The organism is Streptomyces sp. NPDC052299 (assembly GCF_040679335.1).
GTDB lineage: Bacteria > Actinomycetota > Actinomycetes > Streptomycetales > Streptomycetaceae > Streptomyces.
On the sequence record NZ_JBFAUP010000004.1, the window covers coordinates 217,133 to 242,096 of the forward strand.

30 protein-coding genes are annotated in these 24,964 nt (G+C 71.0%); 13 read left to right on the top strand and 17 right to left on the bottom strand.

What is annotated here, in order from left to right:
• Positions 1 to 26: 26 nt before the first annotated feature.
• The 4 genes from AB0L33_RS08765 to AB0L33_RS08780 form a co-directional block, all read right to left on the bottom strand.
• On the bottom strand, positions 27 to 614 hold the full coding sequence (locus AB0L33_RS08765) for a helix-turn-helix transcriptional regulator (protein WP_365679438.1): 588 nt from the start codon (positions 612 to 614) through the stop codon (positions 27 to 29).
• Positions 615 to 658: 44 nt separating this feature from the next.
• Positions 659 to 1,333 (bottom strand): TetR/AcrR family transcriptional regulator, encoded by a 675-nt coding sequence (locus tag AB0L33_RS08770; protein ID WP_365679026.1) that lies wholly within the window; start codon positions 1,331 to 1,333, stop codon positions 659 to 661.
• Positions 1,334 to 1,429: 96 nt separating this feature from the next.
• Entirely contained in the window at positions 1,430 to 2,308 is an 879-nt protein-coding gene (locus tag AB0L33_RS08775) for a hypothetical protein (protein WP_365679028.1), read from the bottom strand.
• A gap of 209 nt (positions 2,309 to 2,517) precedes the next feature.
• Positions 2,518 to 2,943 (bottom strand): hypothetical protein, encoded by a 426-nt coding sequence (locus AB0L33_RS08780; protein WP_365679030.1) that lies wholly within the window; start codon positions 2,941 to 2,943, stop codon positions 2,518 to 2,520.
• Between the two features lie 117 nt (positions 2,944 to 3,060).
• On the opposite strand from AB0L33_RS08780, the gene AB0L33_RS08785 reads away from it, so the two are divergent.
• Together AB0L33_RS08785 and AB0L33_RS08790 are read left to right on the top strand one after the other, a co-directional pair.
• Positions 3,061 to 3,843: a helix-turn-helix transcriptional regulator gene (locus AB0L33_RS08785; RefSeq protein ID WP_365679032.1), complete on the top strand. Its 783-nt coding sequence runs from the start codon at positions 3,061 to 3,063 to the stop codon at positions 3,841 to 3,843.
• Positions 3,833 to 4,072, top strand: a complete 240-nt coding sequence (locus tag AB0L33_RS08790; RefSeq protein ID WP_365679034.1) for a DUF397 domain-containing protein — start codon at positions 3,833 to 3,835, stop codon at positions 4,070 to 4,072. Before AB0L33_RS08785 ends, AB0L33_RS08790 begins: the two co-directional genes overlap by 11 nt.
• A 7-nt stretch (positions 4,073 to 4,079) precedes the next feature.
• On the opposite strand, the gene AB0L33_RS08795 is transcribed toward AB0L33_RS08790, so the two are convergent.
• Positions 4,080 to 4,883 carry a carboxymuconolactone decarboxylase family protein gene (locus AB0L33_RS08795; protein ID WP_365679036.1) on the bottom strand — a complete coding sequence of 268 codons (804 nt, stop codon included), beginning with the start codon at positions 4,881 to 4,883 and terminating at the stop codon, positions 4,080 to 4,082.
• Positions 4,884 to 4,977: 94 nt separating this feature from the next.
• Here AB0L33_RS08795 and catA point away from each other — a divergent pair, with 94 nt between their 5' ends.
• Positions 4,978 to 5,634, top strand: a complete 657-nt coding sequence (gene catA / locus AB0L33_RS08800) for a type A chloramphenicol O-acetyltransferase (protein ID WP_365679041.1) — start codon at positions 4,978 to 4,980, stop codon at positions 5,632 to 5,634.
• 13 nt (positions 5,635 to 5,647) lie between these two features.
• Here catA and AB0L33_RS08805 read toward each other — a convergent pair whose 3' ends face one another.
• A complete protein-coding gene (locus AB0L33_RS08805; RefSeq protein WP_365679043.1) occupies positions 5,648 to 5,986 on the bottom strand; it encodes an SH3 domain-containing protein in 339 nt (112 codons plus the stop codon).
• Positions 5,987 to 6,373: 387 nt separating this feature from the next.
• On the opposite strand from AB0L33_RS08805, the gene AB0L33_RS08810 reads away from it, so the two are divergent.
• Genes AB0L33_RS08810 through AB0L33_RS08820 form a run of 3 tightly spaced genes read left to right on the top strand, consistent with a single transcriptional unit; the run spans position 6,374 to position 7,810 of the window.
• On the top strand, positions 6,374 to 6,799 hold the full coding sequence (locus AB0L33_RS08810) for a hypothetical protein (protein ID WP_365679045.1): 426 nt from the start codon (positions 6,374 to 6,376) through the stop codon (positions 6,797 to 6,799).
• A gap of 60 nt (positions 6,800 to 6,859) precedes the next feature.
• A complete protein-coding gene (locus tag AB0L33_RS08815; RefSeq protein WP_365679047.1) occupies positions 6,860 to 7,327 on the top strand; it encodes a hypothetical protein in 468 nt (155 codons plus the stop codon).
• A 27-nt stretch (positions 7,328 to 7,354) separates the two neighbouring features.
• Positions 7,355 to 7,810, top strand: coding sequence for a hypothetical protein (locus AB0L33_RS08820; RefSeq protein ID WP_365679049.1), 456 nt, complete (start codon positions 7,355 to 7,357; stop codon positions 7,808 to 7,810).
• A 163-nt stretch (positions 7,811 to 7,973) separates the two neighbouring features.
• On the opposite strand, the gene AB0L33_RS08825 is transcribed toward AB0L33_RS08820, so the two are convergent.
• A complete protein-coding gene (locus AB0L33_RS08825) occupies positions 7,974 to 8,816 on the bottom strand; it encodes an oxidoreductase (protein ID WP_365679051.1) in 843 nt (280 codons plus the stop codon).
• Between the two features lie 78 nt (positions 8,817 to 8,894).
• Here AB0L33_RS08825 and AB0L33_RS08830 point away from each other — a divergent pair, with 78 nt between their 5' ends.
• Complete coding sequence (locus AB0L33_RS08830; RefSeq protein WP_365679053.1) at positions 8,895 to 9,542, top strand: DNA-binding response regulator; 648 nt, start codon at positions 8,895 to 8,897, stop codon at positions 9,540 to 9,542.
• Positions 9,543 to 9,593: 51 nt separating this feature from the next.
• On the opposite strand, the gene AB0L33_RS08835 is transcribed toward AB0L33_RS08830, so the two are convergent.
• From AB0L33_RS08835 to AB0L33_RS08860, 6 genes are all read right to left on the bottom strand, one after another.
• Complete coding sequence (locus tag AB0L33_RS08835) at positions 9,594 to 9,944, bottom strand: hypothetical protein (RefSeq protein ID WP_365679055.1); 351 nt, start codon at positions 9,942 to 9,944, stop codon at positions 9,594 to 9,596.
• A 123-nt stretch (positions 9,945 to 10,067) separates the two neighbouring features.
• Positions 10,068 to 10,769, bottom strand: a complete 702-nt coding sequence (locus AB0L33_RS08840) for a VOC family protein (RefSeq protein WP_365679057.1) — start codon at positions 10,767 to 10,769, stop codon at positions 10,068 to 10,070.
• Positions 10,770 to 10,855: 86 nt separating this feature from the next.
• Positions 10,856 to 11,860, bottom strand: a complete 1,005-nt coding sequence (locus AB0L33_RS08845) for an endonuclease/exonuclease/phosphatase family protein (RefSeq protein ID WP_365679059.1) — start codon at positions 11,858 to 11,860, stop codon at positions 10,856 to 10,858.
• Entirely contained in the window at positions 11,857 to 12,537 is a 681-nt protein-coding gene (locus AB0L33_RS08850; RefSeq protein WP_365679061.1) for a TetR/AcrR family transcriptional regulator, read from the bottom strand. The genes AB0L33_RS08845 and AB0L33_RS08850 overlap by 4 nt, the downstream gene beginning before the upstream one ends.
• Entirely contained in the window at positions 12,534 to 13,208 is a 675-nt protein-coding gene (locus AB0L33_RS08855) for a DUF4166 domain-containing protein (protein WP_365679063.1), read from the bottom strand. Before AB0L33_RS08855 ends, AB0L33_RS08850 begins: the two co-directional genes overlap by 4 nt.
• Positions 13,205 to 13,912, bottom strand: coding sequence for a hypothetical protein (locus tag AB0L33_RS08860; protein WP_365679065.1), 708 nt, complete (start codon positions 13,910 to 13,912; stop codon positions 13,205 to 13,207). The genes AB0L33_RS08855 and AB0L33_RS08860 overlap by 4 nt, the downstream gene beginning before the upstream one ends.
• A 190-nt stretch (positions 13,913 to 14,102) precedes the next feature.
• Between AB0L33_RS08860 and AB0L33_RS08865 the strand changes: the two genes are divergently transcribed.
• Positions 14,103 to 15,518, top strand: a complete 1,416-nt coding sequence (locus AB0L33_RS08865; protein WP_365679067.1) for a choice-of-anchor A family protein — start codon at positions 14,103 to 14,105, stop codon at positions 15,516 to 15,518.
• 7 nt (positions 15,519 to 15,525) lie between these two features.
• On the opposite strand, the gene AB0L33_RS08870 is transcribed toward AB0L33_RS08865, so the two are convergent.
• A complete protein-coding gene (locus AB0L33_RS08870) occupies positions 15,526 to 16,017 on the bottom strand; it encodes a hypothetical protein (protein ID WP_365679069.1) in 492 nt (163 codons plus the stop codon).
• Between the two features lie 64 nt (positions 16,018 to 16,081).
• Here AB0L33_RS08870 and pip point away from each other — a divergent pair, with 64 nt between their 5' ends.
• Together pip and AB0L33_RS08880 are read left to right on the top strand one after the other, a co-directional pair.
• Complete coding sequence (gene pip, locus AB0L33_RS08875; protein ID WP_365679071.1) at positions 16,082 to 17,050, top strand: prolyl aminopeptidase; 969 nt, start codon at positions 16,082 to 16,084, stop codon at positions 17,048 to 17,050.
• Positions 17,051 to 17,099: 49 nt separating this feature from the next.
• Complete coding sequence (locus AB0L33_RS08880) at positions 17,100 to 18,095, top strand: aldo/keto reductase (RefSeq protein ID WP_365679073.1); 996 nt, start codon at positions 17,100 to 17,102, stop codon at positions 18,093 to 18,095.
• Between the two features lie 199 nt (positions 18,096 to 18,294).
• On the opposite strand, the gene AB0L33_RS08885 is transcribed toward AB0L33_RS08880, so the two are convergent.
• Together AB0L33_RS08885 and AB0L33_RS08890 are read right to left on the bottom strand one after the other, a co-directional pair.
• A complete protein-coding gene (locus tag AB0L33_RS08885) occupies positions 18,295 to 19,629 on the bottom strand; it encodes an MFS transporter (protein ID WP_365679075.1) in 1,335 nt (444 codons plus the stop codon).
• A 59-nt stretch (positions 19,630 to 19,688) separates the two neighbouring features.
• Entirely contained in the window at positions 19,689 to 20,129 is a 441-nt protein-coding gene (locus tag AB0L33_RS08890; RefSeq protein WP_365679077.1) for a MarR family transcriptional regulator, read from the bottom strand.
• A gap of 177 nt (positions 20,130 to 20,306) precedes the next feature.
• Between AB0L33_RS08890 and AB0L33_RS08895 the strand changes: the two genes are divergently transcribed.
• A complete protein-coding gene (locus AB0L33_RS08895) occupies positions 20,307 to 20,531 on the top strand; it encodes a hypothetical protein (RefSeq protein ID WP_365679079.1) in 225 nt (74 codons plus the stop codon).
• A 27-nt stretch (positions 20,532 to 20,558) separates the two neighbouring features.
• Here AB0L33_RS08895 and AB0L33_RS08900 read toward each other — a convergent pair whose 3' ends face one another.
• Positions 20,559 to 22,013, bottom strand: coding sequence for an NCS2 family permease (locus AB0L33_RS08900; protein ID WP_365679081.1), 1,455 nt, complete (start codon positions 22,011 to 22,013; stop codon positions 20,559 to 20,561).
• 189 nt (positions 22,014 to 22,202) lie between these two features.
• Between AB0L33_RS08900 and AB0L33_RS08905 the strand changes: the two genes are divergently transcribed.
• The gene (locus AB0L33_RS08905) at positions 22,203 to 22,469 is read left to right on the top strand and encodes a DUF2530 domain-containing protein (protein ID WP_365679083.1); all 267 of its coding nucleotides are present in this window, start codon (positions 22,203 to 22,205) and stop codon (positions 22,467 to 22,469) included.
• A 97-nt stretch (positions 22,470 to 22,566) separates the two neighbouring features.
• Entirely contained in the window at positions 22,567 to 24,957 is a 2,391-nt protein-coding gene (locus AB0L33_RS08910) for an HAD-IC family P-type ATPase (RefSeq protein ID WP_365679084.1), read from the top strand.
• The last annotated feature ends 7 nt before the right edge of the window (positions 24,958 to 24,964 follow it).

A 24,964-nucleotide genomic window follows, 5' to 3' on the forward strand; every position in this document is an offset into this window, starting at 1 on the left:
GCGCCCCCTGCCGCCACCCGGCCCCGTCATCCCGACGGCTTCGCCCGTACGTGCATCCGCTCGCCCTGCGGTCCGAACAGGCTCAGGAACTCCACCGGTTCCGGCCCGGCCGCCCCCCACCAGTGCGGCGTATGGGTGTCGAACTCGGCCGCCTCGCCCGCCGTCAGGACCAGGTCGTGGTCCCCCAGGACCAGGCGGAGGCGGCCCGAGAGGACGTACAGCCACTCGTAGCCCTCGTGCACCCGTTGCTCGACCGGGCCGGACGGGCCCGTCGCGCCCGGCATGACCTGCTTGTACGCGTTGACGCCGCCGAGGTGCCGGGTCAGCGGGACGAAGGTCATCCCGTGGCGTTTGAAGGGGCGGAAGGTCACCCGGGGGTCGCCCGTGTCCGGCGCGCCGACCAGTTCGTCCAGCTGGACGCCGTACGCCTTCGCCAGGGGCAGCAGCAGCTCCAGCGTCGGTTTGCGGCCGCCCGACTCCAGGCGCGACAGCGTGCTGAGCGAGATGCCCGTCGTCTCGCTCAGCTGCGTCAGCGTCGTCCCGCGCTCGGTACGCAGCGCGCGCAGGCGGGGGCCGACGCCGGTCAGGACGGCGGCCAGGTCGTCGTCACCCATGGGGTCTGCCATGGTTCCATTTGCCGGCCCGGCAACGCCGTTTGTCAAACGGTGGCACCCCCGGCGGCTCCCGGAGCATCCGGGTGCGCCGGACCGATCATCGCCATCGACAGCCGCGTGAACTCGCTGGTCAGCCACGAAGGCGGCACCTGCCGGGGGCGCCGCCCGTGGTGCGCGAGCAGTTCGTCCACGGACCGGGTCAGCACCTTCACGACCACGTCGAGGTCGCCGTCCACCCCGTGCCCCCGCGTCCGGGCCCGTTCGGACTCCGCCGTCAGGAACTCCACCCACACCGAACGCCACATCGTGAGGTGCTCCTCCATCGCCCGGCTCACGCCCAGCACCTCCACGAAGGCCACCCGGGCCGCCTGCGGGTCCCGCGTCACGGCCCGGACGTACGCGTCGAAGAGCCTGCGGACCCGCTCCTCGGTCGGACAGGTCTCCATGCCCTCCGCCGCCAGCTCCGCCTGCGCGGCCTGCATCCCGGCCATCGCGACCTCGTCGTACAGGTCGGTGAGCAGCGCCTCGCGCGAGGCGAACTCGCGGTGGAAGTCCCGGACCTCCACCTGCGCTTCCGCGCACAGGTCCTCGACGGACGTGTGCGCGTAGCCGTAGATCGCGAACAACGTCCGCCCGGCCGCCATGAGTTGCGCACGCACCCGCGCGGGGTCGCGCACCGCTCGTACGCCGTCCCAAAGCTCCACCACGGTATCCACCACGGGTCCTCCTCAGTCCGTACCGGCCCCCGAGCCACCACTGTCCTCGCCCCGCCGCGTCCACGGCAAAGACCGCCACACCACGAACGGACGTACGCCTCACGGCGTGGCCGCGCCCGCTTCCAGAATCGTCGCGACCCGTTCACGCCAGGGCCGCCTCCGCTGCGGCCACTTCGCGAAGTGCGCCTCCTCGGCCTCCTGCCGGGCGCACGGACCGCACAGCGTCTCGTCCGCCCTGGGCCGGAACACGTGCTCCGGCCCGTCCCCCTCGCACGTCACGTGCGGTCTGACCGTCGCCACCGGCGCGACGGGAGCGGGCGCCTCCGGCAGCTTGTGCACGAGGCGGTGGCGTACGAAGCCGTACGCCGACCGCACTCCCTCCGCCGGGAGGCCGTTCACCAGCGCCTGCCGCAGATCCGCCGCCTTCACGCCCCGCCGCAGCCAGTCCGCCGCCGTCGCGGAGAGGCTGCGCGCCTCGCGTACGCCGAGGTGCAGTTGCGGGTTCGCGTGCCGCAGCGAGAGCAGTACGCGTTCGGCCTGGGCGACGTCCGGGTCGGTCGCGGCGACCGGCTCCGCCGCTTCGGCCGCAGGCGCGTTGGCCGCAGGCGCGTTGGCCGCAGGCGCTTCGGTGGGTGGGTGGGGGTTGTTCTCCCTACGTTCTTCTTCAACCTCTGGTTGGGGAGATCCGACCGGCCGAGTGCCCGCCTGACCGCCCGCCGGTGACCGATCAGCCGGTGCGGCCTGCGCGTTCGCCTTCCTGAGCCCCCGCGCCTCCTCGTCCGTGAGCGGCACGTTGGAGAACAGCTGATCCGTCATCCACAGCCCGCCCTGGCCCTGCCACCGCCACTCGTGGACGTAACCGGCTTCCTTCAGCTGGGACTTGGCCTTCTGGTACGCCCGGCCCTTGATGCCGATCCGCTTCGCGTGATCGCTGAGCGCTTCGCTCGCGCGGGACTCGGGCAAACCCTGCACATACATGATCAGAACCTTTGCGTCACTGCTCAGGTTCGAATGACGCACGACATCGTGCGCGGCCTTCACATAGGCGCGGGAGGGCGAGATAGCATGCCAAAGCATCTTCGGTGGACCTCGTGAATCCATCAGGGGTGAAGGCCCTCGGATCGGGTGTTGTGAGCACCCCCCGAGGGCCGCCCCGTGCGCGGCGCGCACGGAGCGTAACGACGTCGTCACCGTACAGCAGAAATTCCGCCCGACACCACCTTGGTTACCAGCTCGAACAGAAGTGCTGTATCCACGAACGGATCGTCGGTCGTCGGCTCCGAACGCCAGTCCAGCGGGTACGTCAGCCCGCGTAGCGCGGGCACGCCCACGAAGTCCGAGCCCTTCCGCACGAGCGCGTCCACGCCCGCCGGCCAGCGGTAGGCACTCGCCGTGCCGGGCTCGACCAGGAAGTACATGCTCCGCATCCCGATCCAGGAGCGGATGATCGGCCCGGCCCGGAAGTCCGTGAACTGCATGATCTCGTAAGAGACTTGCTCGCCGAGCACGCCGGAGATCCGGACCGCGTCGAAGTGGATGCCCGCGTGCCGCAGGGCGTGACCGCTGGCGGGAATCCAGCAGGGCACCGGGTTCGGTGAATTTTTCGGTTCCATACGGTAAGCGTCGGCGCCCGCACCTACTGTGACCAGGGACACAAGGCATCTGTGCACTGCTGTGCACTTGGAGGTGGGGCTGTGCACTCCAGTAGTACCGATGGTGGAACCGTTGCGATGTTCGGGGCGCTGTTACGGCACTACCGCGAGCTGGCTGAGCTCTCGCAGGAGGCGTTGGGACTCAAGATCGGCTTCTCCAAGTCGCAGGTGGCCATGGTGGAACGGGGGCACCGGCCACCGAAGGGGGACTTCGTCCCGAAGGCGGACTCGGCCACGGGTGCGAAGGGCGCGCTGATCGCTGCGGCGCTGAAGTTGAAGTTCAGCCACCTGGCTTCTTGGTTCGCACCCTTCGCCGACGAGGAAGCCAAGTGCGTCGCCCGGTACGAGTACGAGTCCAGCACCGTGCCTGGCCTGCTGCAGACCGAAGCGCACGCCTACGCGCTGCACCGGGCAGCGTGCCCACCACTCGATGACGACGAGATCGACAGGTTGGTGGCCGGGCGCCTTGCACGGCAGGCTCTGCTCACACGCAGGCCCCCCGTGGACGTGAGCTTCGTCCTGGAGATGAGCGCGCTCACTCGCCCCATCGGCGGACGGAAGGTACACCGGGCGCAGCTTCAACACTTGCTCGACCTCGGCGAGTTGCGGAACGTAAGCATCCAGGTGATGTCGCCCCACCGGGAAACACACGTCGGGCTGAACGGCCCCTTCGTGCTGCTGGAAACCGTCGACCGGCGGCGGCTCGCGTACTTGGAAGTGCAGGGACAAAACTTTCTTGTCAGTGAGCAGCCCCAGCTGGGAATCTTGTTCAGCACGTATGGAATGCTGCGGACCCATGCTCACGGGCTGGAAGAGTCGCGCGAGCTAATCAAGCAGACGGCGAAGGACTATGAGCACTGACCTGAAGTGGATCAAGAGCAGCTACAGCGGTACCAACGGTGGCAACTGCGTCGAGGTCGCACTCTCCTGGTCCAAGTCCAGCTACAGCGGCTCGAACGGCGGCGACTGCGTAGAGGTCGCCACCTGCCCGCACACCGTCCACGTCCGCGACTCCAAGGACATCACCGTCCCCGCCCTCACCGTCTCCCCCGGCGCCTGGGACACGTTCATCCGCCACACCGCCGCGTAACGCGGCGCTACGCGCCGTCCCGCGCCGCGAACACCTCGCGTGCCGCCGCGAGCCCGTTCAGCGCGGCCGGGAAACCGGCGTAACCGGCCATCTGCGTGATGACCTCCACGGCCTCCTCCCGCGTGCCGCCCACGTTGAGCAGGCCGTGGAGGTGTACGCGGAGCTGCGGGCCGACCGTGCCGAGGGCGGTGCAGAGGGCGACGGTGACGAGTTCGCGGGTCGGGAGGTCGAGGCCGGTGCGGGAGTACACGTCTCCGAAGGAGAACTCCAGCACGTAGCGGGCGAGGTCGGGCGCGATGTCCTTGAGGGAGTCGATGACCTGCTGGCCCGCGTGCCCGTCGATGTCGGCGAGGGCCTGCTGACCGCGTGCGAGCCGGTCGCCGCCCTGGTCGGCGGAGGAGTCGGCGGGTACGAACGGCTCCTCGTCGGGGCGGGACTCGAAGACCTCGCGGGCGGCGGTGATGCCGTTGAGGGCGGCGGGGAAACCGGCGTACACGCAGACGTGGATCAGCACCTCCACGATCTCCTGCCGCGTGCAGCCGACATTGAGCGCGCCGCCGATGTGGAAGCGGAGCTGGGGCGCGGCGTTGCCCATCGCGGCGAGGGCGGCGACGGTGCTCAACTGGCGCTGGCGATAGGTGAGTCCGGGGCGGGTGTAGATGTCGCCGAAGCCGAATTCCACGATGTAGCGGCCCATGTGCGGGGCGATGTCGGCGAGGCCGTCGATGACGGCGTCCTGGGCTCCGTTCGCGACCTCGCTGAGGGCCGCGTAACCACGCTCGTACCGGTCGTTCTGCTGTTCGGTGCTCATGCCGATGACCGTAGGAGTTGGAGTGCACTCCAACGCAAGCGCGCCCCGCGAAAACGGGTGGGGCGAGGGCGGGGGTGGCTGCGATGATGCCCGGATGGACGTGCCGAACCCGATCGATCTGGACACCTGGCCGCGCCGGGAGCACTTCGCACACTACCGGCGCCGCGTGCCGTGCACGTACTCGATGACGGTCGAGGTGGACGTCACCGCGTTCACGGCCGCGCTGCGGCACTCGCCGCGCAAGTCGTACGTGGCGCAGGTGTGGGCGCTGGCGACGGTGGTGAACCGGCACGAGGAGTTCCGGCTGTGCCTGACGGAGGCAGGGGACCCGGCGGTGTGGCCGGTGGTGCACCCGGCGTTCACGGTGTTCAACGCGGAGCGGGAGACGTTCGCGTGCGTGTGGGCGGCCTACGACGCGGACTTCGGGGCGTTCCACGACGCGGCGGCACCGCTGCTGGCGGAGCACGCGGGCGCGACGGAGTTCTTCCCGCAGGGGCCGCCCCCGCCGAACGCGTTCGACGTGTCGAGCCTGCCGTGGCGCGCCTTCACGGGCTTCAACCTCAACATCCGTGACGGCTACGACCACCTGGCCCCGATCTTCACGCTGGGCCGGTACGTGGAGCGCGAGGGGCGCGTGCTGCTTCCCCTCGCGGTCCAGGTCCACCACGCGGCGGCGGACGGCTTCCACACGGCGCGCCTGGTCAACGAGGTGGAGGCGCTGATGGCGGACCCGTCGGGATGGCTCGTCTAGGGCCCCGGGCGGGTCAGCACTTCTTCGTCGACCCGATGCCGTCCAGGTTCCCCTCGTAGATCCAGCCGCTGATCTCGTCGCCGGTGAACCGGTTGTAGGCCCGGACGTGGTCCCAGATGTTCGCGGAGCTGTTGATGGTGTAGCAGTGCAGATAGATGTCGTAGTTCCAGTCCGCCCGGCCCACCACGCCGCAGCCCTGGTTCGGGCCCGTCCTGATCGGTGCTCCTTCGAGCAGCTCGTAGCGGACCTGGTCGACACCCGCGTCCTTGTTGGACCAGCTCGGGTGCGTACAGGTGTCCGCGCCCTCGGCGGCCGCCGTCGCGGCGGGCGCGGTGACGATTCCCATACCCATGAACAGAACGGACAGACCGGCAGCGGCAAGCCGGCGCGACGTCGCACTCATTCCAGACCCCTCAAAGTTCCCTGTAGGCGTTTTTCTCGCAGTCGAGGACGAATCGCCCGAACCCACCGGGCATACCTTCGCTACCCCGTCGCAGCACGCTCCCACCAACAGGCCATCCTGAGAACAGACTTGAGGGAAATCTGAGCTTCGACGCTGCATTCGCAAATAGTTGCTGCAAAGGGTATTGACACTTCTTCGGCGGTGGTGCTTGATGTGACGCACACGGCGGCCGGAAGGACATCAACTCCGGCGTTCACAACCGGAATTGAACTCTCCCCCGTCACAGCCGGCCGCCGTTCCACCCACCTCTGTATACAACCCCCTGGAGGTCTCTCCATGCGCCTTTCCGGAAAGGCACTGCTCGCCGTGGGTGCGGCATCGGCATTGATGCTGCTGACCCCGTCCCTCGCGTCCGCCGCCTATTACGGCTCGGAGACGGACTACGTGACCAACCCGACCCCCGCGGACGTCGACCAGTACTGGGCGGCCTCTCAGATCACCGGGGCCCACGTCTACTTCACGGCCCTCGGCGACTGGTTCAAGGTCTACGACACGGAGAAGGACGGCTACTCCGCAGTCGTCGAGTGGCGTGACGTCGACGGGACACGCAAGGGAGCCTGCGTCAACAAGCTCGGCGGAGGGTCTTCGGGCGCTTGCAACAAGAACTTCCCCGAAGGCCATGAAATCCAGTTCCGGGCCGCACTGTACAACAACGGGAACTTTGTCCGAAGCGCGTCCAGCTGGTCTCACAACTACGCCTGACACTCCCCGTCGGAATTCCGACTTCCGCATCAGATCCGGCCCATTCCACAAGGAGGTTCCATGCACATCAGAAGACTCAGATCGGCCGTCGGCGTGGCGTTCGCAACGTTAGCGATTCTCGTCGGAGTCGGTAATGCCCCGGCGCACGCCATTTCCTGGCCGATCAACGACACCGTCGCCGTCGAGAAGGACATGGGCGTGCCTTCTTCCGCCCCGCCCGGCTCCGCCGTGTGTTCCACGCTCACGTTCATCTACGCCCACGCCTGCTTCGTGCAGGACGGCGACTACCTGTACGTGCTGGACAAGCGGTCCGACGGGCACTCCGCGGTCGCCCTGTGGGAGGACTACACGGCGAACGACCAGCTGTGGCGACAGGGGATGTGCCGCAACGCCGAGGGCGAGGGGCACTGGGTCCGCTGCAACAAGAACTTCTACGAGAGCCACACCCTGGCTCTCTCCGAGGGCCAGGCCGAGGGCTGGCGGCTCCTGAACTTCTACGGTTCGTTCCGATGGATCACGGTCGCGTGACCCCCGCACGAGGCAAGGGAGACCCGCATGCGTAAGGCACTCATGGCCCTGGCCGTCTCGGCCGGCCTCCTCGCACCGGTCCTGCTGACGTCCCCGGCGCAGGCAAACCACGAATGGCCCTGGAACGACATCGTCACCGTCGAGCACAACAACGGCACGGAAATCAGCAAGCCCAGCCTCGCAGGAATGAAGTGCAAGTTCGGCGAGAGCGCGACCGTCTGCTTCGACCCGGACGGTGACGTCTGGTACGTCCGCGACGAACAGAAGGACTACCGCTCGGGCATCGCGATCTGGGAGGACTACCGGGCGGACGGCACGATCTACCGCCAGGGGATCTGCCGCAACCCGCACGGTTACTACACGTGGGCGCGCTGCAACAAGAACTACTACGAGTCGCACACGATCGGCTTCGTCAGCGGCGAGAGCGACGAGTGGCACGTCCAGGGCATGAACGAGCCCTGGGTCTTCACCAAGGCGGGCTGACCGGCAGACCCCGGTGCCCACTCCCCGGGCACCGGCGGGAGCGGCGGGCCACTCCCCGGTCCGCCGCTCCCCTCGCACGGCCGGCCCGGCCCCGGAGGCCGGCCCGGCGGGCACCGTCTCGTTTCGTCCGCGGCGCCCTGCGGGCGCTCGCCTGATTCCGTCGTCAGCCCCGCAGCTCCGCCAGGTCCTCCTCCGTGAGGGTGAGCCCGGCCGCCGCCATGTTCTCCTCCAGGTGCGTGAGGTCGCCCGTGCCCGGGATGGCGAGCATGACCGGGGACGAGGCGAGGAGCAGGGCGAGCTGCACCTGCGCGACGGTCGCGCCCAGGCGGGCGGCGACCTTGTCCAGGCGGGTCGTGTCCAGGGGCTCGTGGCCGCCGCCGAGGAGGAAGAACGGGACGTACGCGATGCCCGCCGCCTCGCACTCCGCGAGGAGGGCCAGGTCGTCCGCGTACGGGTTCTGGACGCAGACGACGGGGGCGATGGCGCGGGCCTCCGCGAGCTGGGCGGCGTCGATGTTGCTGACGCCGAGGTGGCGGATCAGGCCCTCCTCGCGGAGGGCGGCCAGGGCGGTGAAGCGTTCGGCGACGGACTCGCCGCCGGGGCCGTTCACGCCGCCCACCCGGAGGTTGACGACGTCGAGCCGGTCGACGCCGAGGGCGGTCAGGTCCGCCTCGACGAGGGCGCGCAGCTGGTCCGCCGTGGCCTGGCCGCTGGGCACGCCGTCCGGTCCGGGCAGCGGGCCGACCTTCGTCACGACGACCAGGTCGTCGGGGTAGGGGGCCAGCGCCTCCCGGATGAGGTCGTTGGCGCGGACGTCGCCCCGGGCGTAGAACGCGGCGGTGTCGATGTGGTTCACGCCCAGCTCGACGGCCCGGCGGAGCACCGCGATCCCGTTCTCCGGGGTGCGGGTGGGGCCGTCGAACGTGCCCATGGCCAGGCGCATCGCACCGAAGCCGAGACGGTTGACGGGGAGGTCGCCGCCGAGGGCGAAAGTGGTGGTGGTCATGGATTCATGCTCTCCGGGGGCCCCGGGGCGGCCCAGCGCGTGGCAGGTTACTGCCAGACGTACTGCCAGACTGGCGGTATGCGGAACGAACAGATCTTCTCGGTCCACGGCGACGCGGAGCTGCTGGCACGCGCCGGACACCTCCTGGAATCCGCCCGCACCGAGTTCCTGTGCGCCGCCCGTACGCTGACGACCTGGCCCCGGCCGCAGACCTGGACGACCCCGGGCCCCGGCTTCACGACCCGCAAGCTGCTCACCCCGGCCGCCCTGGCGGACGAGGCGACCCGCGACCACCTGCGGCTCGTGCTGGACGGCGGTGCCCAGGTGCGCATCACCGACGCGGAGCTCCCGCACGAGACGATCATCATCGACCGCCGGGTCATGATCCTCGCGGGCCGCGAGGCGCCCACCGGTCGCGAGTACTCCGTGACGACCGCCAGGACCATGATCGACGGTGTGCACTCCCTGTTCGACGCGATGTGGGACCGGTCGGCGGACTACGACACGTACCTCGCCACGGACACCCCGCAGCTGACCCCGGACTCCCGCCGCATCCTGGAAGCGCTGAGCACGGGCCGCACCGACGACTCGGCCGCCCGCCACCTCGGCCTCTCCCTGCGCACGTACCGCCGCCGGGTGGCCGAACTGATGGTCACGCTCCAGGCCGCGTCCCGCTTCCAGGCGGGGCTGCGGGCGGGAAGGCTGGGGCTTCCGGGGAGCGGGTGAACGCGGGGCGCCCCCTCGCGCGGAGTGCGGAGGGGGCGCCCAAGGCGTGGGTCAGGAGATGCAGCCCGCGTTCGTCGGCGACAGACCGGTGATCGTGTGCGTCACCTGGATGGTCTGGCCCGGAGACAGGGTGAAGTTGTACTCCGCGGAGACGCAGTAGCCCGTCGACGAGTCGTTCGAGATCGTGGTGACCTCGGTGGGGCGGAAGAACGTGTACTCGTCCCCTCCGGCGAAGTACACCTCCGGCTGGTAAATGTCGTTCGTGGTCATGCAGACGTACCCGTCGATGTGGCAGGGCGTGGCGTCGGTCGACGCCGCCGTCGCCGCGCCCGAGCCGAAGGCGGTGAGGCCCGCCAGGGTGGCGCCGACCAGGACTCCGCGTATGGCGTTGTGTCGCAACATGAGGGTTTTCCTTCGCAGTTGGGCGCGGGGGGTGACCGCGCTCTCCGAACTTCACCGGTTCGCTTGGGGGTTGCCGCGAACCGGCTGGCGATCGGACGCTAGGGAAGGCCCGTTACAGCCGCGTTACTGCGGCGCCGACGCGTGCAGTACGCGGAACTCGTTGCCGTCCGGGTCCAGGAAAACCCCGTCCGGCCCGGGCCGCGCGCCCAGCTCGGCGAGGCGGGCGGTCTCCGCCTCCCCGTCCGCGTCCGGCGGGAGCGTCAGCTCGAAGTACAGGCGGTTCGCGTCCGGCTTCTCGCGCACCGGCGGGCCGCCCCAGGTGAGCTTCGTGCCGCCCTCCGGGGACTGGATCGCGGTCTCCTCGTCCTGGTCCCAGACCAGCGGCCAGCCCAGGGCCGCGCTCCAGAAATAGCCCACCGCCCGGGTGCCGTCACAGGCGACCGCGCCGATCACCCCGGTGTCCGCGAGGAACGTGTTGCCTGCCTCGATCACGCAGAACTCGTTGCCGTCCGGGTCGGCGAGGACGACGTGGCCGTCCTCCGGGGTCTGGCCGATGTCGATGTGCCGGGCGCCGAGTTCCAGCGCCCGGGCCACCGTGTCCCGCTGGGCCTCCGGGGTCGCGCTCGTCAGGTCGAAGTGCGCCTGGTTCGGCCGGGTCTTGGGCGCCTGGCTCTCCGTGAAGCGGAGCGCGTAGCCCGTGCCGTCCGGGGGGACGACGAGCGTGCCGTCACCGGTCCGCTCCCAGCGCAGGAGTCCGGCCCAGAAGCGGGCCAGGTCCGACGGGTCGGTCGCGTGGAAGCCGATCGCTGAAAGGTGGGGCGTCATGTGCCGTACGTCTCCGATCCGTTGGCGTGCCGCCCGCGCATCCTAAGGACGGCGTACGGGAAGGGCATCCCGTTTTCGGGGCGCCCTCAGTCCAGCGTGACCCGCGCCGTCACCGGCAGATGGTCGCTGCCCGTGGCCGGAAGCGTGCGGACCCGGCCCACCGTCGCCTCCCTCGCCATCACCTGGTCGATCCTCGCCACCGGGAAGGACGCCGGGAAGCTGAACGCGAACCCGCGCTGCGACACGTCGAGCCTGGACGTCAGGGGGGCGATCCCCCGGTCGTCCACCGTGGCGTTGAGGTCGCCGAGCACGATCACCGGGCCGGTCGTCTCCGCGTCCAGCGCCCGGCCCAGCAGCCGGGCGCTCTCGTCGCGGCGGGCGGTGCCCAGGCCGCCCGCGCCGAGCCGGAAGGACGGCAGGTGCGCCACGTACACCGCGACCTCGCCGTGCGGGGTGCGGGCGACCGTGCGCAGGCCCCGGCTCCACGGCCCCGCGATGGACTCCGGCTTTATGTCGACCGCCCGGGTGCCGCTGAGGGGGTGGACCGACCAGATTCCGACCGTGCCCCGGACCTCGTGGAACGGGTAGCGCGCCGCGAGGCCGTTCTCGTACGCGGGCAACGCCTCCGGGACCAGTTCCTCCAGCGCGATCAGGTCGGCGCCCCGGGCCGCCAGCGTGCGGGCGGTGCCCGCCGGGTCCTCGTTCACGTCGCTGACGTTGTGCTGCACCACGACCAGGTCGCGCGGGCCCGGGTCCGCCGCCGGGAGCAGCAGCCCGCCGCACGCGTACGCCCACGCCGCCACCGGCAGCGCGACCGCGGCGAGCGCGAGCGCCGACCGGCGCAGTACGGCGAGGGTCAGCAGGGGGACGACGGCGAGCCCGAGCCAGGGCAGGAACGATTCCAGCAGGCTGCCGAGGCGGCCGGGGGTGTTGGGGACGAGCCCGGGGGCGACGAGGAGGAGCGCGGTCAGGGCGGAGAGGACGGCGAGGGTCTTCCCGCGCCGCCAGGGTCCGGGGGCGGCGCCCGTGGCCTGCCCGTCGCCCCGTTCCCGTACGCGCCACCGCACGGCGGCCCGCCACCGCACGCTCATGCCCGCCCCCGGTTCCCCGACCTGCGCAGCCGGGACCGCACGGCTCGCTGCGCCACCGGGCCCAGGCCCTCCAGCGCGGCGGCCAGCGCGGCGAGCTGGTCCAGGGACTCCAGGGCCCGTTCGGCGCCGGACGGGTCGACGCCCTCGTACAGTTCGAGGCCGACGAAGGCCGCCGAGGCCGCCTTCGCCAGGCCGGACACGTCCACGAACTCGGCGAGCGGGGTGCCCGCCAGGACGCGCGCGAGGACCCGCTCGATCTCGTCGGTCCAGAGCCTGAGCCCCGCCGCCGTGGCCGCCGCGAGGCGCGGCTGCGTCTGGCCTCCGGCGAGCAGCTGGCCCAGCACGGCGACGTGGCCGCCCGCGCGCTCGGAGGTGTTCAGCTCGCGTGCCACGGCGAGGAGTTCGCCCAGCGAGCGGACCGCGTCCAGGCGTTCCCGGTAGGTCGCGAGGCGCTGTTCGGCGCCGTGGCGGCAGGCGGCGGCGAGCAGGTCGTCGACGGTGCCGAAGTGGTAGAAGACCAGCGCCTGGTTGACCCCGGCGGCCGCGGCGATGCTCCGCGCGGAGGTCTTCGCGATGCCCTGCTCGGTGAGCGTGGCGAGGGCGCCGGTGAGGAGCTTGGTACGGGTGTCCTCGGCGGAGGACGACCGCGCGGCCCTGCTTCGGGGTGCCCCGCTCATGCCCGTGCCTCCTCGCGTACCGGACGCAGATCCTGCCGTATCCCGCGCGCCGGTGCGTACTCGGCGGTGAACGAGCCCTCGTAGCCGAAGAGGGGGCCGAAGCGGCGGTTGGTGACGCGGACCTGGATGCGGAAGCGGTCCGCCGCGTCGTCGTACGACTCGCGGACGACCGCGTCGCCGCCGATCAGCTGCGGCACCCGGGCGTCCACCGGGCCCTCCCGGAAGCGGTGTTCGCCGGAGCGGATGACGAGGGCGCCCGCGTCGTCCACCGAGAGGTGCAGGTCGGTGGCGAGGTGCTGGTGCGTGCCCAGGTAGTCCACCACGCAGCCGCGTTCCGGGCTGTGGACCATCGTCGCGTCGAAGCGCCGGGGCCCGTCCGGGAAGGCGAACGTCCGGACGAAGGTGACCGTTTCGCGGCCGAAGGAGTCCGTGAAGGGCACGTTCTCGATGGTGAAGGGGATGTCGCGGCCGGTGCGCGGGAGCAGGATGTTGCGCGTGCCGCCCAGCGCGAGGAACGGCCGCAGCCACGGGCCGCCGTGCCAGACGCGGTCCATCACCCCGCGCCCCGTACAGGACTCGCCGCTGTCCAGGCCGACGGAGAAGCGGCGCCGGATGCGGGGGTGGAGGCGGTCGAAGTCGGCCCCCAGGGCCTGCCGGAAGATCGAGTTCACGGGCGCTCCAAGCGGTCGAGCAGGGCGGGCGGCGCGGTGGTGGCGGTGGCGGGGCCGCGCCCCGGCGGGCGGCGCAGGCAGCGGCGGGCGGCCGGGGTGCCGGGGAGCGGCGGCAGCAGGACGGCGGCGACGAGCACCGGCACGGCGGCGAGCGGTGCGGCCCAGGCCGCGGCGCCCACGACGAGCAGCCGGGCCGCCACCTCCCCCAGGGCCCGCCACAGCGCCCGCTCCGGGGTGATCCCGCGCTCGCACCAGAGCCGCAGCCGGTCGAACGACCAGGCGGTCGCCCAGCCCATCAGCGGCCGGAAGAGCAGGCGGTCCGCGAGCCCGCCCCAGCGCGGTGCGTAGTCGTAGCCCGTGAGGAAGCGGAGCCCGCCCTCCGCGCAGGGCACGTAACGCCAGTAGCCCCGGCCCTCCGTCAGGAACGACAGCGGATGCGCACAGGCGAACCGGAGGGCCGACGTCCGCGTGCCGTCCGGGCGGTGGCGCTCCCCGGCGGAGATTCCGGTGCCCGAGACGAGGAACCCGGGCAGCACCCGTACGCCGTACGTGAAGCGCTGCGGCTCCCCCTCCGCGCCGGGCAGATACGCGATGCGCGTGAACCGGAGATCCCAGCGCTGGTGCTGGGCCGGGTCCTGCGTGCGCTCCCAGACGCGGTCCAGGCCGGCCCCGATCCGGGCCTCGATGTACAGGCCACCGCCCACGAACCCCCACCCCCTCGGACTGTTTGAGCAGTCGCTCAATTCGTGACGATGCAGAGGGTAAGCCAGTTTGAGCGACTGCTCAAGCCTGGGTCCGTGGAACCGCCAGTCGGGGGACGCGGGCGCGTGCGTGCGGGTGGCCCACGGCGCCGCCGCCCGGGGCCGCCGGGCGCACCGGCTTACGTTCCCCGGCATGAAACGCACCGCTGCCTTCGCCACGACGGCCTGCCTCCTGTGCCTGGCCGCCGCAACCGCCACCACCGCCCCCGCCGCGGCCGACTACTCCGGCAACCCGCTGACCGGGGACAACGGCTTCGGGGTGCTCGTCCAGGACGACGCCGTCCTCGGCAGCACGGAGACCGAGGGATCGGTGGCCATCGGCGGGAACCTCACCTACGGGCCGGGGTACAACGTCGCGCTGCACACCCCCGGCACCTTCACCGCGCCCGGCGACGACCGCCCGACGGCCCTGCTCGTCGGCGGCAGAATCGATCATGCGGCCAGCTCGCCGCAGGGCGTGCTCCAGGTCCTCAGCGACGGCTACGTGAAGGTCGGCGACCCGACCGGCTCGTCGGTCCTGGACGAGGACTCCAACGGCGCCGAGGTGAACACCCGCATCGTCGCGGAGGGGTCCGGCTACGACGCGACGCCCCGCGTACAGGAAACGGTTCGCCAGCCCGCCGAGTCCGTCACCGACACCACGGGGCTGCCGGACCTCGACGCCCTCTTCGCGGACTTCCGCGACCGCTCGGACGCCATCGACACCTGCGCCACCAACGTCGTCCTGCGCGACGCCGAGGGCGAGCCGCTGCCCGACCAGACGGGCTTCCCCGCCGGGACGAGCGCCCACATCACCCTCACCGAGGGCGAGACGAACGTGCTCCGGCTGACCGGCGAGCAGCTGAACAACCTGTCCGAGCTCACCTTCGACAACCAGCCGGACGCGACGACCCCGTTCGTGGTCGACGTCGACACGACCGGCACGGACAGCGTCTACGAGTGGCACATCCCGAACCTCGCGGGCGTCTCCGGCGACCAGGCCCCGTACATGCTGTGGAACTTCCCCGACGCCACCGACATCACCATCACGGAGGGCGACTCGCTGGAGGGCACGATCTACGCGCCCCGCGCCCACCTCACGGACCTCGACGCGTCCAACATCGAGGGCACGGTCGTCGTACGGGAGCTCACGGCAGGGCCGCTCAGCGAGGACGGCACCACCTCGGTGGACGCGGGCGAGATCCACCAGTTCCCGTTCGCCGCCGACATCGACTGCGACGGCGAGGGCGCGTCACCGTCCCCCACCCCGAGCCCGACGGACTCGACACCCACACCCACCCCGTCACCGACGGACTCGACACCCACGCCCACGCCGTCCCCCACGGATTCGACACCCACGCCGACACCCACCGAATCCACCCCCGGCCCGCACCCGACGCACAGCCGCCCCGTGCCGCCCGACCACGGCGACCACCACCACCGCCCCCCGCACGGCGGCTGGCTCGCCGACACCGGGACGGCCTCCACCCTCTACGCGCTGGGCGGAGCCTTCGCCCTGGCCACGGCCGGAATCCTCCTGCTGGGCCGCAGGCGCCGCCCGCAGCACTGACGCGGGCTCACCGCTCCGGGAACCGCTCCCCGCACGCACTGCAGAACACCGGCGCCGGCTCCGGGGACATCCGCCCGCACTCCGGGCACACCCGGTCCAGCGCGCAGGGCGCCTCGCCGCCCTCCCGCGCGTACACCGTCGGCTTGAGCGTCAGGCCGGGGCGGCGCCGGTGCACCGTGAGGTAGGCGAGCCCGTCCGGGCCCGCCGTCAGGGAGCGGCGCGAGGTGCGGGGCAGCCAGGTGACCGTGCTCGGGGCCAGCGTCAGCGACGCCGAACCGTCGCCGGGCACCAGCCTGCCACCGCCCGCCAGGACCACCAGGAGGACGTCGAGCACGTCCTCCTGGTGCTCCCCGACCTCCGCGCCCGGCGGCAGCCGCACGAGGTTCGCGTCCAGCTCCCTCCCCCGCTGGTCGAGCTGCCACAGGGCGCCCCGGTCGTCGGGGGACGCGGCGGCGAGCAGTTCGTCGAGTACGGCCAGTACCTCGGGAGTCGCGTTCACGCCGCCCAGGCTACGACCGCGTGTGCCTATGGTGTACGCCGCCGACCCAGGGAGACGCAGCGCCATGTCCGACGACACGTACCCGCCGATCGAGCCCCACGACCACGGCATGCTCGACGTCGGCGACGGCAACCAGGTCTACTGGGAGGTCTGCGGCAACCCCGCCGGGAAGCCCGCCCTCGTCGTCCACGGCGGCCCCGGCTCCGGCTGCACCGAGCGGCCCCGGCGGTTCTTCGCCCCGGAGCGCTACCGCGTCGTCCTCTTCGACCAGCGCAACTGCGGCCGCTCGACCCCGCACGCGAGCGACCCGGCCGTCGACCTGCGGCACAACACCACGGACCACCTCGTCGCCGACATGGAACGCCTCCGCGCCCACCTCGGGATCGACCGCTGGCTGCTGTACGGGGGCTCCTGGGGGTCCACGCTGATACTGGCGTACGCCGAGCGGCACCCGGAGCGGGTCACCGAGATCGTGATCCCGGCGGTGACCACGACCCGGCGCACCGAGATCGACTGGCTGTACCGGGGCGCCGGCCTCTTCCACCCGGAGGCGTGGGACCGCTTCCGGGCCCACGTCCCGGAGGCCGCGAGCGACGCGACCCCGGACGTGCTCGCCGCGTACGCCCGGCGCACCGTGGACCCCGACCCGGCGGTGCGGGCGGGGGCGACGGCCGCGTGGTGCGCCTGGGAGGACGCGGTGCTGTCCGGGGAGGTCCACACCGGGCCGCCCCCGTACAGCGGGCGGCCCGGCCGGGCACGGGAGGCGCTGGTGCGGATCTGCTCGCACTACTTCTCGCACGGCGCCTGGCTGGAGGAGGGGCAGCTGATCCGGGAGGCGGGGCGGCTGGCCGGGATACCGGGGGTGCTCATCCACGGACGGCGGGACATGGGCGGGCCGCTCGGTACGGCGTGGGAGCTGGCCAAGGCGTGGCCGGACGCGGAGCTGACGGTGATCGAGGACGCGGGGCACCTGGGCGGGGCGGCGACGAGCCGGGCGATCCGCACGGCACTGGACCGGTTCGCGGCGGCGTAGGCGAAGACCGCTTGCTTCGAGCGCGCTCGAAGGAGTTGGCTTGGGGTCCATGAAGTACACGCAGCTCGGACGCACCGGACTCAAGGTAAGCCGCCTCGTCCTGGGGACGATGAACTTCGGCCCCCAGACCAACGAGAGCGACAGCCACGACCTCATGGACGCGGCGCTGGACGCCGGCGTCAACTTCTTCGACACCGCGAACGTCTACGGCTGGGGCGAGAACAAGGGCCGCACCGAGGAGATCCTCGGCACCTGGTTCGCCAAGGGCGGCGACCGCCGCGACAAGGTCGTGCTCGCCACCAAGGTCTACGGCAACATGGGCGCCGACGGCGAGGCGTGGCCGAACCACGACAAGCTGTCCGCGGTCAACATCCGCCGGGCCGTCGACGCCAGCCTGAAGCGGCTCCAGACGGACCACATCGACCTGTACCAGTTCCACCACGTCGACCGGGACACCCCGATCGAGGAGATCTGGCAGGCCATCGACGTACTGATCCAGCAGGGCAAGATCCTGTACGCCGGTTCCTCGAACTTCTCCGGCTACAAGATCGCCCAGGCCAACGAGCGCGCCCGGCAGCGCGGCAGCTACGGCCTGGTCAGCGAGCAGTGCATCTACAACCTGATGGAGCGCGGCGCCGAGATGGAGGTCATCCCGGCCTCCCAGGAGTACGGCCTCGGCGTCATCCCGTGGTCGCCCCTGCACGGCGGCCTCCTCGGCGGCGCCCTCCGCAAGGAGCGCGAGGGCGGCGGCGCCCGCTCCACCTCCGGCCGCTCCGGCGAGGCGCTGGCCGACCCGAAGGTGCGGGCACAGGTGCAGGCGTACGAGGACCTGCTCGACAAGCACGGCCTGGAGCCCGGTGAGGTGGGCCTCGCCTGGCTGCTGACCCGGCCCGGGATCACCGGCCCGATCTCCGGCCCGCGCACGCGGGAGCAGCTCGACTCGGCGCTGCGCGCGGTGGAGCTGGAGCTCTCGGCGGAGGTGCTGGACGGGCTGGAGGAGATCTTCCCCGGCCCGGGCCCGTCGCCGGAGAACTTCGCCTGGTAGCGGCCGGTCAGCCGAGGGCCGCCGCCACGGCGACGACGGCGAACATCAGTACGAGCACGGCCGCCATGATGCGGTTTCTGGTCTTCGGGTCCACCCGACGAGCGTAACCGCCCCGGCATTCGTGAACGCGACGCGGCCCCGCCCCGGAGAACCGGGAGCGGGGCCGCGTGGTCGCCCGGACACGTACGGGCGTGAAGTGCTACGCCGCCGTGGCCAGCTGCTCGCGCTGCACGAAGCGGACGTGCGGGCGGCCCGGACGCAGGTCCACCTTGAGGCGCAGACCGCCGAGGCGGGCCAGGATCACGCCGATGCCGACCGCCGCCGCGAGGGACAGGGCGCCGCCGACCACCATGCCGGTGCGGGCACCGTACGCGTCGCTGATCCAGCCGACGATCGGGGCGCCCACCGGCGTACCCCCTGCGAAGACCATCATGTACAGGCTCATCACCCGGCCGCGCATGGCCGGGTCGGACGCCATCTGGACGCTGGTGTTGGCGCTGATGTTGGTCGTCAGGCCGATCATGCCGATCGGCACCAGCAGGACCGCGAAGATCCAGACGTTCGGCGCGAGCGCCGCGACGATCTCCAGCAGGCCGAACGCCGTACCGGCGGCGACCAGCATCCGCAGCCGCGAGGAGCGGCGGCGGGCGGCGAGCAGGGCACCGGCCAGGGAGCCAGCGGCCATGAGGATGTTGAAGAACGAGTACATCCCGGCGCCGCCGTGGAAGATCTCGTCCGCGAAGGCCGTCAGCCAGATCGGGAAGTTGAAGCCGAAGGTGCCGACGAAGCCTACCAGGACGATCGGCCAGATCAGCTCGGGGCGCCCGGAGACGTAGCGCAGCCCCTCACGGAGCTGCCCCTTCGCGCGCGGGACGACCACGGACTTGTGGAGCTCGCTCGTCCGCATCATCATCAGGCCGACGAGCGGCGCGAGGAACGACAGGCCGTTGAACATGAAGGCCCAGCCGCTGCCGACCGTGGTGATCAGCACACCCGCGACGGCGGGACCGACGAGCCGGGCCGACTGGAAGTTCGCCGAGTTCAGGCTGACCGCGTTGCGCAGCTGCGCGGGGCCGACCATCTCGGACACGAACGCCTGCCGGGCCGGGTTGTCGACCACGGTGACCATGCCGAGCAGGAACGCGATCAGATAGACGTGCCACACCTGGACCACGCCGGAGAGCGTGAGCACGGCGAGCACGACACCGCAGGCGCCCAGGGCGGCCTGGCTGACGAGCAGGAGCTTGCGCTTCGGCAGCCGGTCGGCGATGACGCCGCCGTAGAGGCCGAACAGCAGCATGGGGAGGAACTGGAGTGCCGTGGTGATGCCGACGGCGGCGGCGGACCCGGTGAGGCTCAGCACGAGCCAGTCCTGCGTGATGCGGGACATCCAGGTACCGGTGTTGGAGATCACGGCGCCCGTGGCGAACAGGCGGTAGTTGCGTATCTTCAGCGACGAGAAGGTCCCGCCGGTCTTGCTCTCGTGGGTGGAAGTCGGTGCGGGGGCGGAGTCTGCTCCGGATCCCGTACTCAAAAGGGTTCGCCTCCTCGGCGTGGACATCGTGCTGATCGACGGGACGGAGAGCGCGTCTCCTACAGGTGGGCGAGCTTCTCCAGCACGGGCGCCGCGTTGCGCAGCGTCTCCCACTCGTCCTCGTCAAGGCCCTCGGCCAGCGTGGCCAGCCAGGCGTTCCGCTTCTTGCGGCTCTCGGCGAGCATGGCCTCGGCCTGCTCGGTCTGGCTGACCATCTTCTGGCGACGGTCATCGGGGTGCGGTTCCAGCCTGACCAGACCCTTCGATTCCAGCAACGCGACGATGCGGGTCATCGACGGCGGCTGCACATGCTCCTTGCGGGCCAGCTCACCCGGGGTGGCGGAACCACAACGGGCGAGCGTTCCGAGCACCGACATCTCGGTCGGGCTCAGCGACTCGTCGACGCGCTGGTGCTTCAGGCGCCGGCCGAGCAGCATGACGGCGGAACGGAGGGAGCTCACGGCGGCGGCACTGTCGCTGTCGTGGATCAGGTCAGGCATGTTTGTTAGCGTAACTCATTACCTACGCTAAAGACTACTTGTGTTACACGCGCGTAAGCGGGATCACGCCGGAACAACTCGACCGCTGTAGCCGGATCACCAATCGATCACCCAAACGAGTGAGCCAGCGGCGGAAAATCTCGCGCGGCGGGGTCGCGGGGCGTAACCCTGCTTGCCATGGGATCGACAGTGCTCAGCCTGCGCATAGACGGTGAGCTGCTCGACCGGCTCAAGCAGCATGCCGCAAAACGCGGAATGAGCGTCCAGGACTATGTGGTCCGGACGCTCATTCGCGACGACTTCGACGAGCGCTTCCAGGCGGCCGTCGAGGAGACGGAGAAGTTCTACGGGCCGGAGAAGCTCTGCCCGGCGGACGGCGTGCCGGCCGAGGAGTCCACCTGACCCCCGGGCCCGGCCCGCGCCCCGCCCCTACGTGAGGCCGAGCGCCGGCATCATGTAGTAGAAGACGAAGACCGCCGACACCGCGTACATCGCGGCGGGCACCTCGCGGCCCCGGCCGGAGGCCAGGCGCAGCACGGTGAAGGCGATGAAGCCGATGCCGATGCCGTTGGTGATCGAGTACGTGAACGGCATCATGACCATGGCGAGGAACGCCGGGATCGCGAGCGTGAAGTCGTTCCAGTCGATGTCCCGCACCGAGCCCGCGATGATCAGGAAGCCCACCGCCAGCAGGGCGGGGGTCGCCGCCTGCGAGGGGACCATGGTCGCCAGCGGCGTGAGGAACAGCGCCACCGTGAACAGCAGGCCCGTGACGATGCTGGCCAGACCCGTGCGGGCACCCTCGCCGACGCCCGCCGTGGACTCCACGAAGCAGGTCGAGGCGGAGGAGGAGCTGGCACCGCCCGCGGCGACCGCGACACCGTCCACGAAGAGCACCCGGTTGATGCCCGGGAAGTTGCCGTTGGGGTCCGTCAGCTTCGCCTCGTCGCCGACGCCGAGGATGGTACCCATCGCGTCGAAGAAGCAGGACAGCAGCACGGTGAAGACGAACAGGATGCCGGTCAGCACGCCGACCTTGTGGAAGCCGCCGAACAGGCTGAAGTGACCCAGCAGCCCGAAGTCCGGCGTGGCGACGGGATTGCCCGGCCACTCCGGCACGGTCAGCCCCCACGCCTCGCCCGGCAGGTCCGCGACCGCGTCGATGATCAGCGCGACGACGGTCATCGCCACGATGGAGATCAGGATCGCGCCCGGTACCTTGCGGACGATCAGGATCAGGGTGAGCAGCGCGCCCAGCACGAAGACCAGGACCGGCCAGCCGTTGAGGTGGCCGTCGGAGCCGAGCTGGAGCGGCACGGTGGTGTGCGCGGCGTCCGGGATGCGGGAGACGAAGCCCGAGTCGACCAGGCCGATGAGCAGGATGAACAGGCCGATACCGATGGCGATGCCCTTGCGCAGCGAGCCCGGTACGGCGTTCATCACGCGTTCCCGCAGCCCGGTCGCGACGAGCAGCATGACCACGATGCCCGCGAGGACCACCATGCCCATGGCGTCGGCCCAGCTCATCCGGGGGGCGAGCTGGAGGGCGACGACGGTGTTGACGCCGAGGCCCGCGGCCAGCGCGATCGGCACGTTGCCGATGACGCCCATGAGCAGCGTGGAGAACGCGGCGGTGAGCACGGTCGCGGTGACCAGCTGGCCGCCGTCGAGCTGGTGGCCGTACATGTCCTTCGCGCTGCCCAGGATGATCGGGTTCAGCACGATGATGTAGGCCATCGCGAAGAAGGTCGCGAATCCGCCACGGATCTCGCGGGCGACCGACGACCCCCGCTCGGAGATCTTGAAGAAGCCGTCCAGGCCGCCGGAGGACGGGGAGGGCGGAGGCGGCGTGGCGTCGACCTTAGCGGTGGCCGAGGGGGACATGTATGACCTCAGTCAGGGTGCGTAGAGGGGTTCAAAAGTGGTCAGCTTTGGACTTTCACACGAATAATTCGAGCCAGCCATAAGCAGATTCAGTATGAATACATAAGGCGAAGATCGCTATCTCCGCGCGTAGACCCTTGGGCCGACTGGCCCGACGGGGCTTATGTACGCGACGCATACACTGGCCGCATGGCGAAGTGGACACCCAAGCACGAGGCGCCGGAGCCCCTGGAGGGCCCGGTCGTCGCGACCATCACCGGCGGCACGATCCTCTGGTTCGTCCTCTTCCTCGTCCAGATCCCGTTCTACAACTGGTTCGACGACCACGGCCACCTGTGGTGGGTGTGGACCTGCCTGGCGGGCGCGGGCCTCGGCCTGATCGGCATCTGGTACGTGCGGGGGCGGGACGCGGCCCTCAAGCGCGCTGCCGCGGCCGCTGCGGCACAGGACGACTGACCCGCCGTACGACCACGGGACGATTCCCGTCCTCCCCCGGTCCGATCTTCGTACGTTCCGGCGGGTGGCCCGGTCGTTCCGCCCGTACCGTCGAACCATGACGCAGCGGGCATCCGAACTTTCCGGGGAGCGGCGCGGCGCTCCCGGACGCGGGCTGACGGCGGCCGAGGTCGCCGAGCGGATATCGCGGGGCGAGGTCAACGACGTACCGGTGCGGTCCTCGCGGTCGCTGACCGAGATCGTCCGGGCCAACGTCTTCACCCGGTTCAACCTGATCATCGGCGTGCTCTGGGTGATCATGCTGGCCGTCGCGCCGATCCAGGACAGCCTGTTCGGCTTCGTGATCATCGCCAACACCGGCATCGGCATCGTGCAGGAGTGGCGGGCCAAGAAGACGCTGGACAGCCTCGCGGTCGTCGGTGAGTCGAGACCCGTGGTCCGGCGCGACGGCGAGGCCGCCGAGATCCACACCTCCGAGATCGTCCTCGGCGACCTGGTCGAGCTGGGACCCGGGGACAAGGTCGTCGTGGACGGCACGGTCGCCGAGGCGGACGGCCTGGAGGTGGACGAGTCCCTGCTCACCGGCGAGGCCGACCCGGTCATCAAGAAGACCGGCGACACGGTGATGTCCGGCAGCTTCGTCGTCGCCGGGGGCGGCGCGTTCACCGCGACGAAGGTCGGGCGCGAGGCGTACGCGGCTCAGCTCGCCGAGGAGGCGTCCCGCTTCACGCTCGTCCGGTCCGAGCTGCGCAGCGGCATCTCGACCATCCTGAAGTACATCACCTGGATGATGGTGCCGACCGCGACCGCCCTGGTGATCAGCCAGCTGGTGGTCAAGGAGCACAACTTCAAGGACTCCGTGGCCCGCACCGTCGGCGGGATCGTGCCGATGATCCCGGAGGGCCTGGTCCTGCTGACCTCGGTGGCCTTCGCGATCGGGGTCGTACGCCTCGGCCGCAAGCAGTGCCTGGTGCAGGAGCTGCCCGCCATCGAGGGCCTGGCCCGGGTCGACGTCGTCTGCCTGGACAAGACCGGCACGCTCACCGAGGGCGGCATGGACGTCACGGAGCTGCGCGCGCTGGGCGGCGCCGGCGAACCGCGTCTGCGCCGCGTCCTCGGGGCCTTCGGCGCGTCCGAGCCCCGTCCCAACGCCAGCCTCCAGGCCATCATCGACGCCTTCCCGGCCCCGGCGGACGGCGCCTGGACCACCACCGGCACGCTGCCGTTCTCCTCCGCCCGCAAGTACAGCGGCGCCGCGTTCACCGAGGACGACGGGACGTCCTCCGCCTGGCTGCTCGGCGCGCCCGACGTGCTGCTGTCCGAGGACGACCCGGCGCTCACGGAGGTCGGGCAGCTCAACGAGCAGGGCCTCCGGGTGCTGCTCCTGGCCCGGGCGCGCGGCGGGCTGGACGCGCCGGACGCGGCCGAGGGGGCGGAGCCGGCCGCGCTCGTCGTGCTGGAACAGCGGCTGCGGCCCGACGCGGGGCGCACCCTCGCGTACTTCGGCGAGCAGCGGGTCGCGACGAAGGTGATCTCCGGGGACAACGCGGTCTCGGTCGGCGCGGTGGCCGCGAAGCTCGGGATGGAGGGCGCGGAGCACCCCCAGGACGCGCGCCGGCTCCCCGCGGACCGGGACGAGATGGCCACCGCGATGGAGCAGAACGCGGTGTTCGGCCGGGTCACCCCGCAGCAGAAGCGGGAGATGGTCGCCGCGCTCCAGTCGCGCGGGCACACGGTCGCGATGACCGGCGACGGCGTCAACGACGTGCTCGCGCTGAAGGACGCCGACATCGGCGTCTCCATGGGCTCGGGCTCCGAGGCGACGCGCGCGGTCGCCCAGATCGTGCTGCTGAACAACAGCTTCGCGACCCTGCCGTCGGTGGTCGCCGAGGGCCGCCGCGTGATCGGCAACATCACCCGGGTCGCGACCCTGTTCCTGACGAAGACCGTGTATTCGGTGCTGCTGGCGGTCCTGGTGGTCTGCTTCCAGGTCGAGTACCCGTTCCTGCCCCGCCATCTGACCCTGCTGTCCACGCTGACGATCGGCGTCCCGGCGTTCTTCCTGGCGCTCGCCCCGAACAAGGAGCGCGCGCACCCGAACTTCGTGCGCCGCGTGATGCGGTACGCGATCCCCTCGGGCGTCATCTGCGCCGCCGCGACCTTCGTGATGTACCTGATCGCCCGCCACCACTACTCCGGCACGGGCGCGCTCGACGCGGAGACGAGCGCGGCGACGCTCACGCTCTTCCTGGTCTCGATGTGGGTCCTGGCGATCATCGCCCGCCCGTACACCTGGTGGCGGATCTGCCTGGTGGCCGCGATGGGCCTGGCCTTCCTGGTGGTGCTCGCGGTGCCGTGGCTCCAGGACTTCTTCGCCCTGAAGCTGGTGGGCACGCAGATGCCGTGGACGGCGGTGGGCATCGCGGTGGTGGCGTCGGTGGCGCTGGAGTACGTCTGGCGGCTGGTGGGCCGCCGCTTCGGGGGATGAGGCGGCG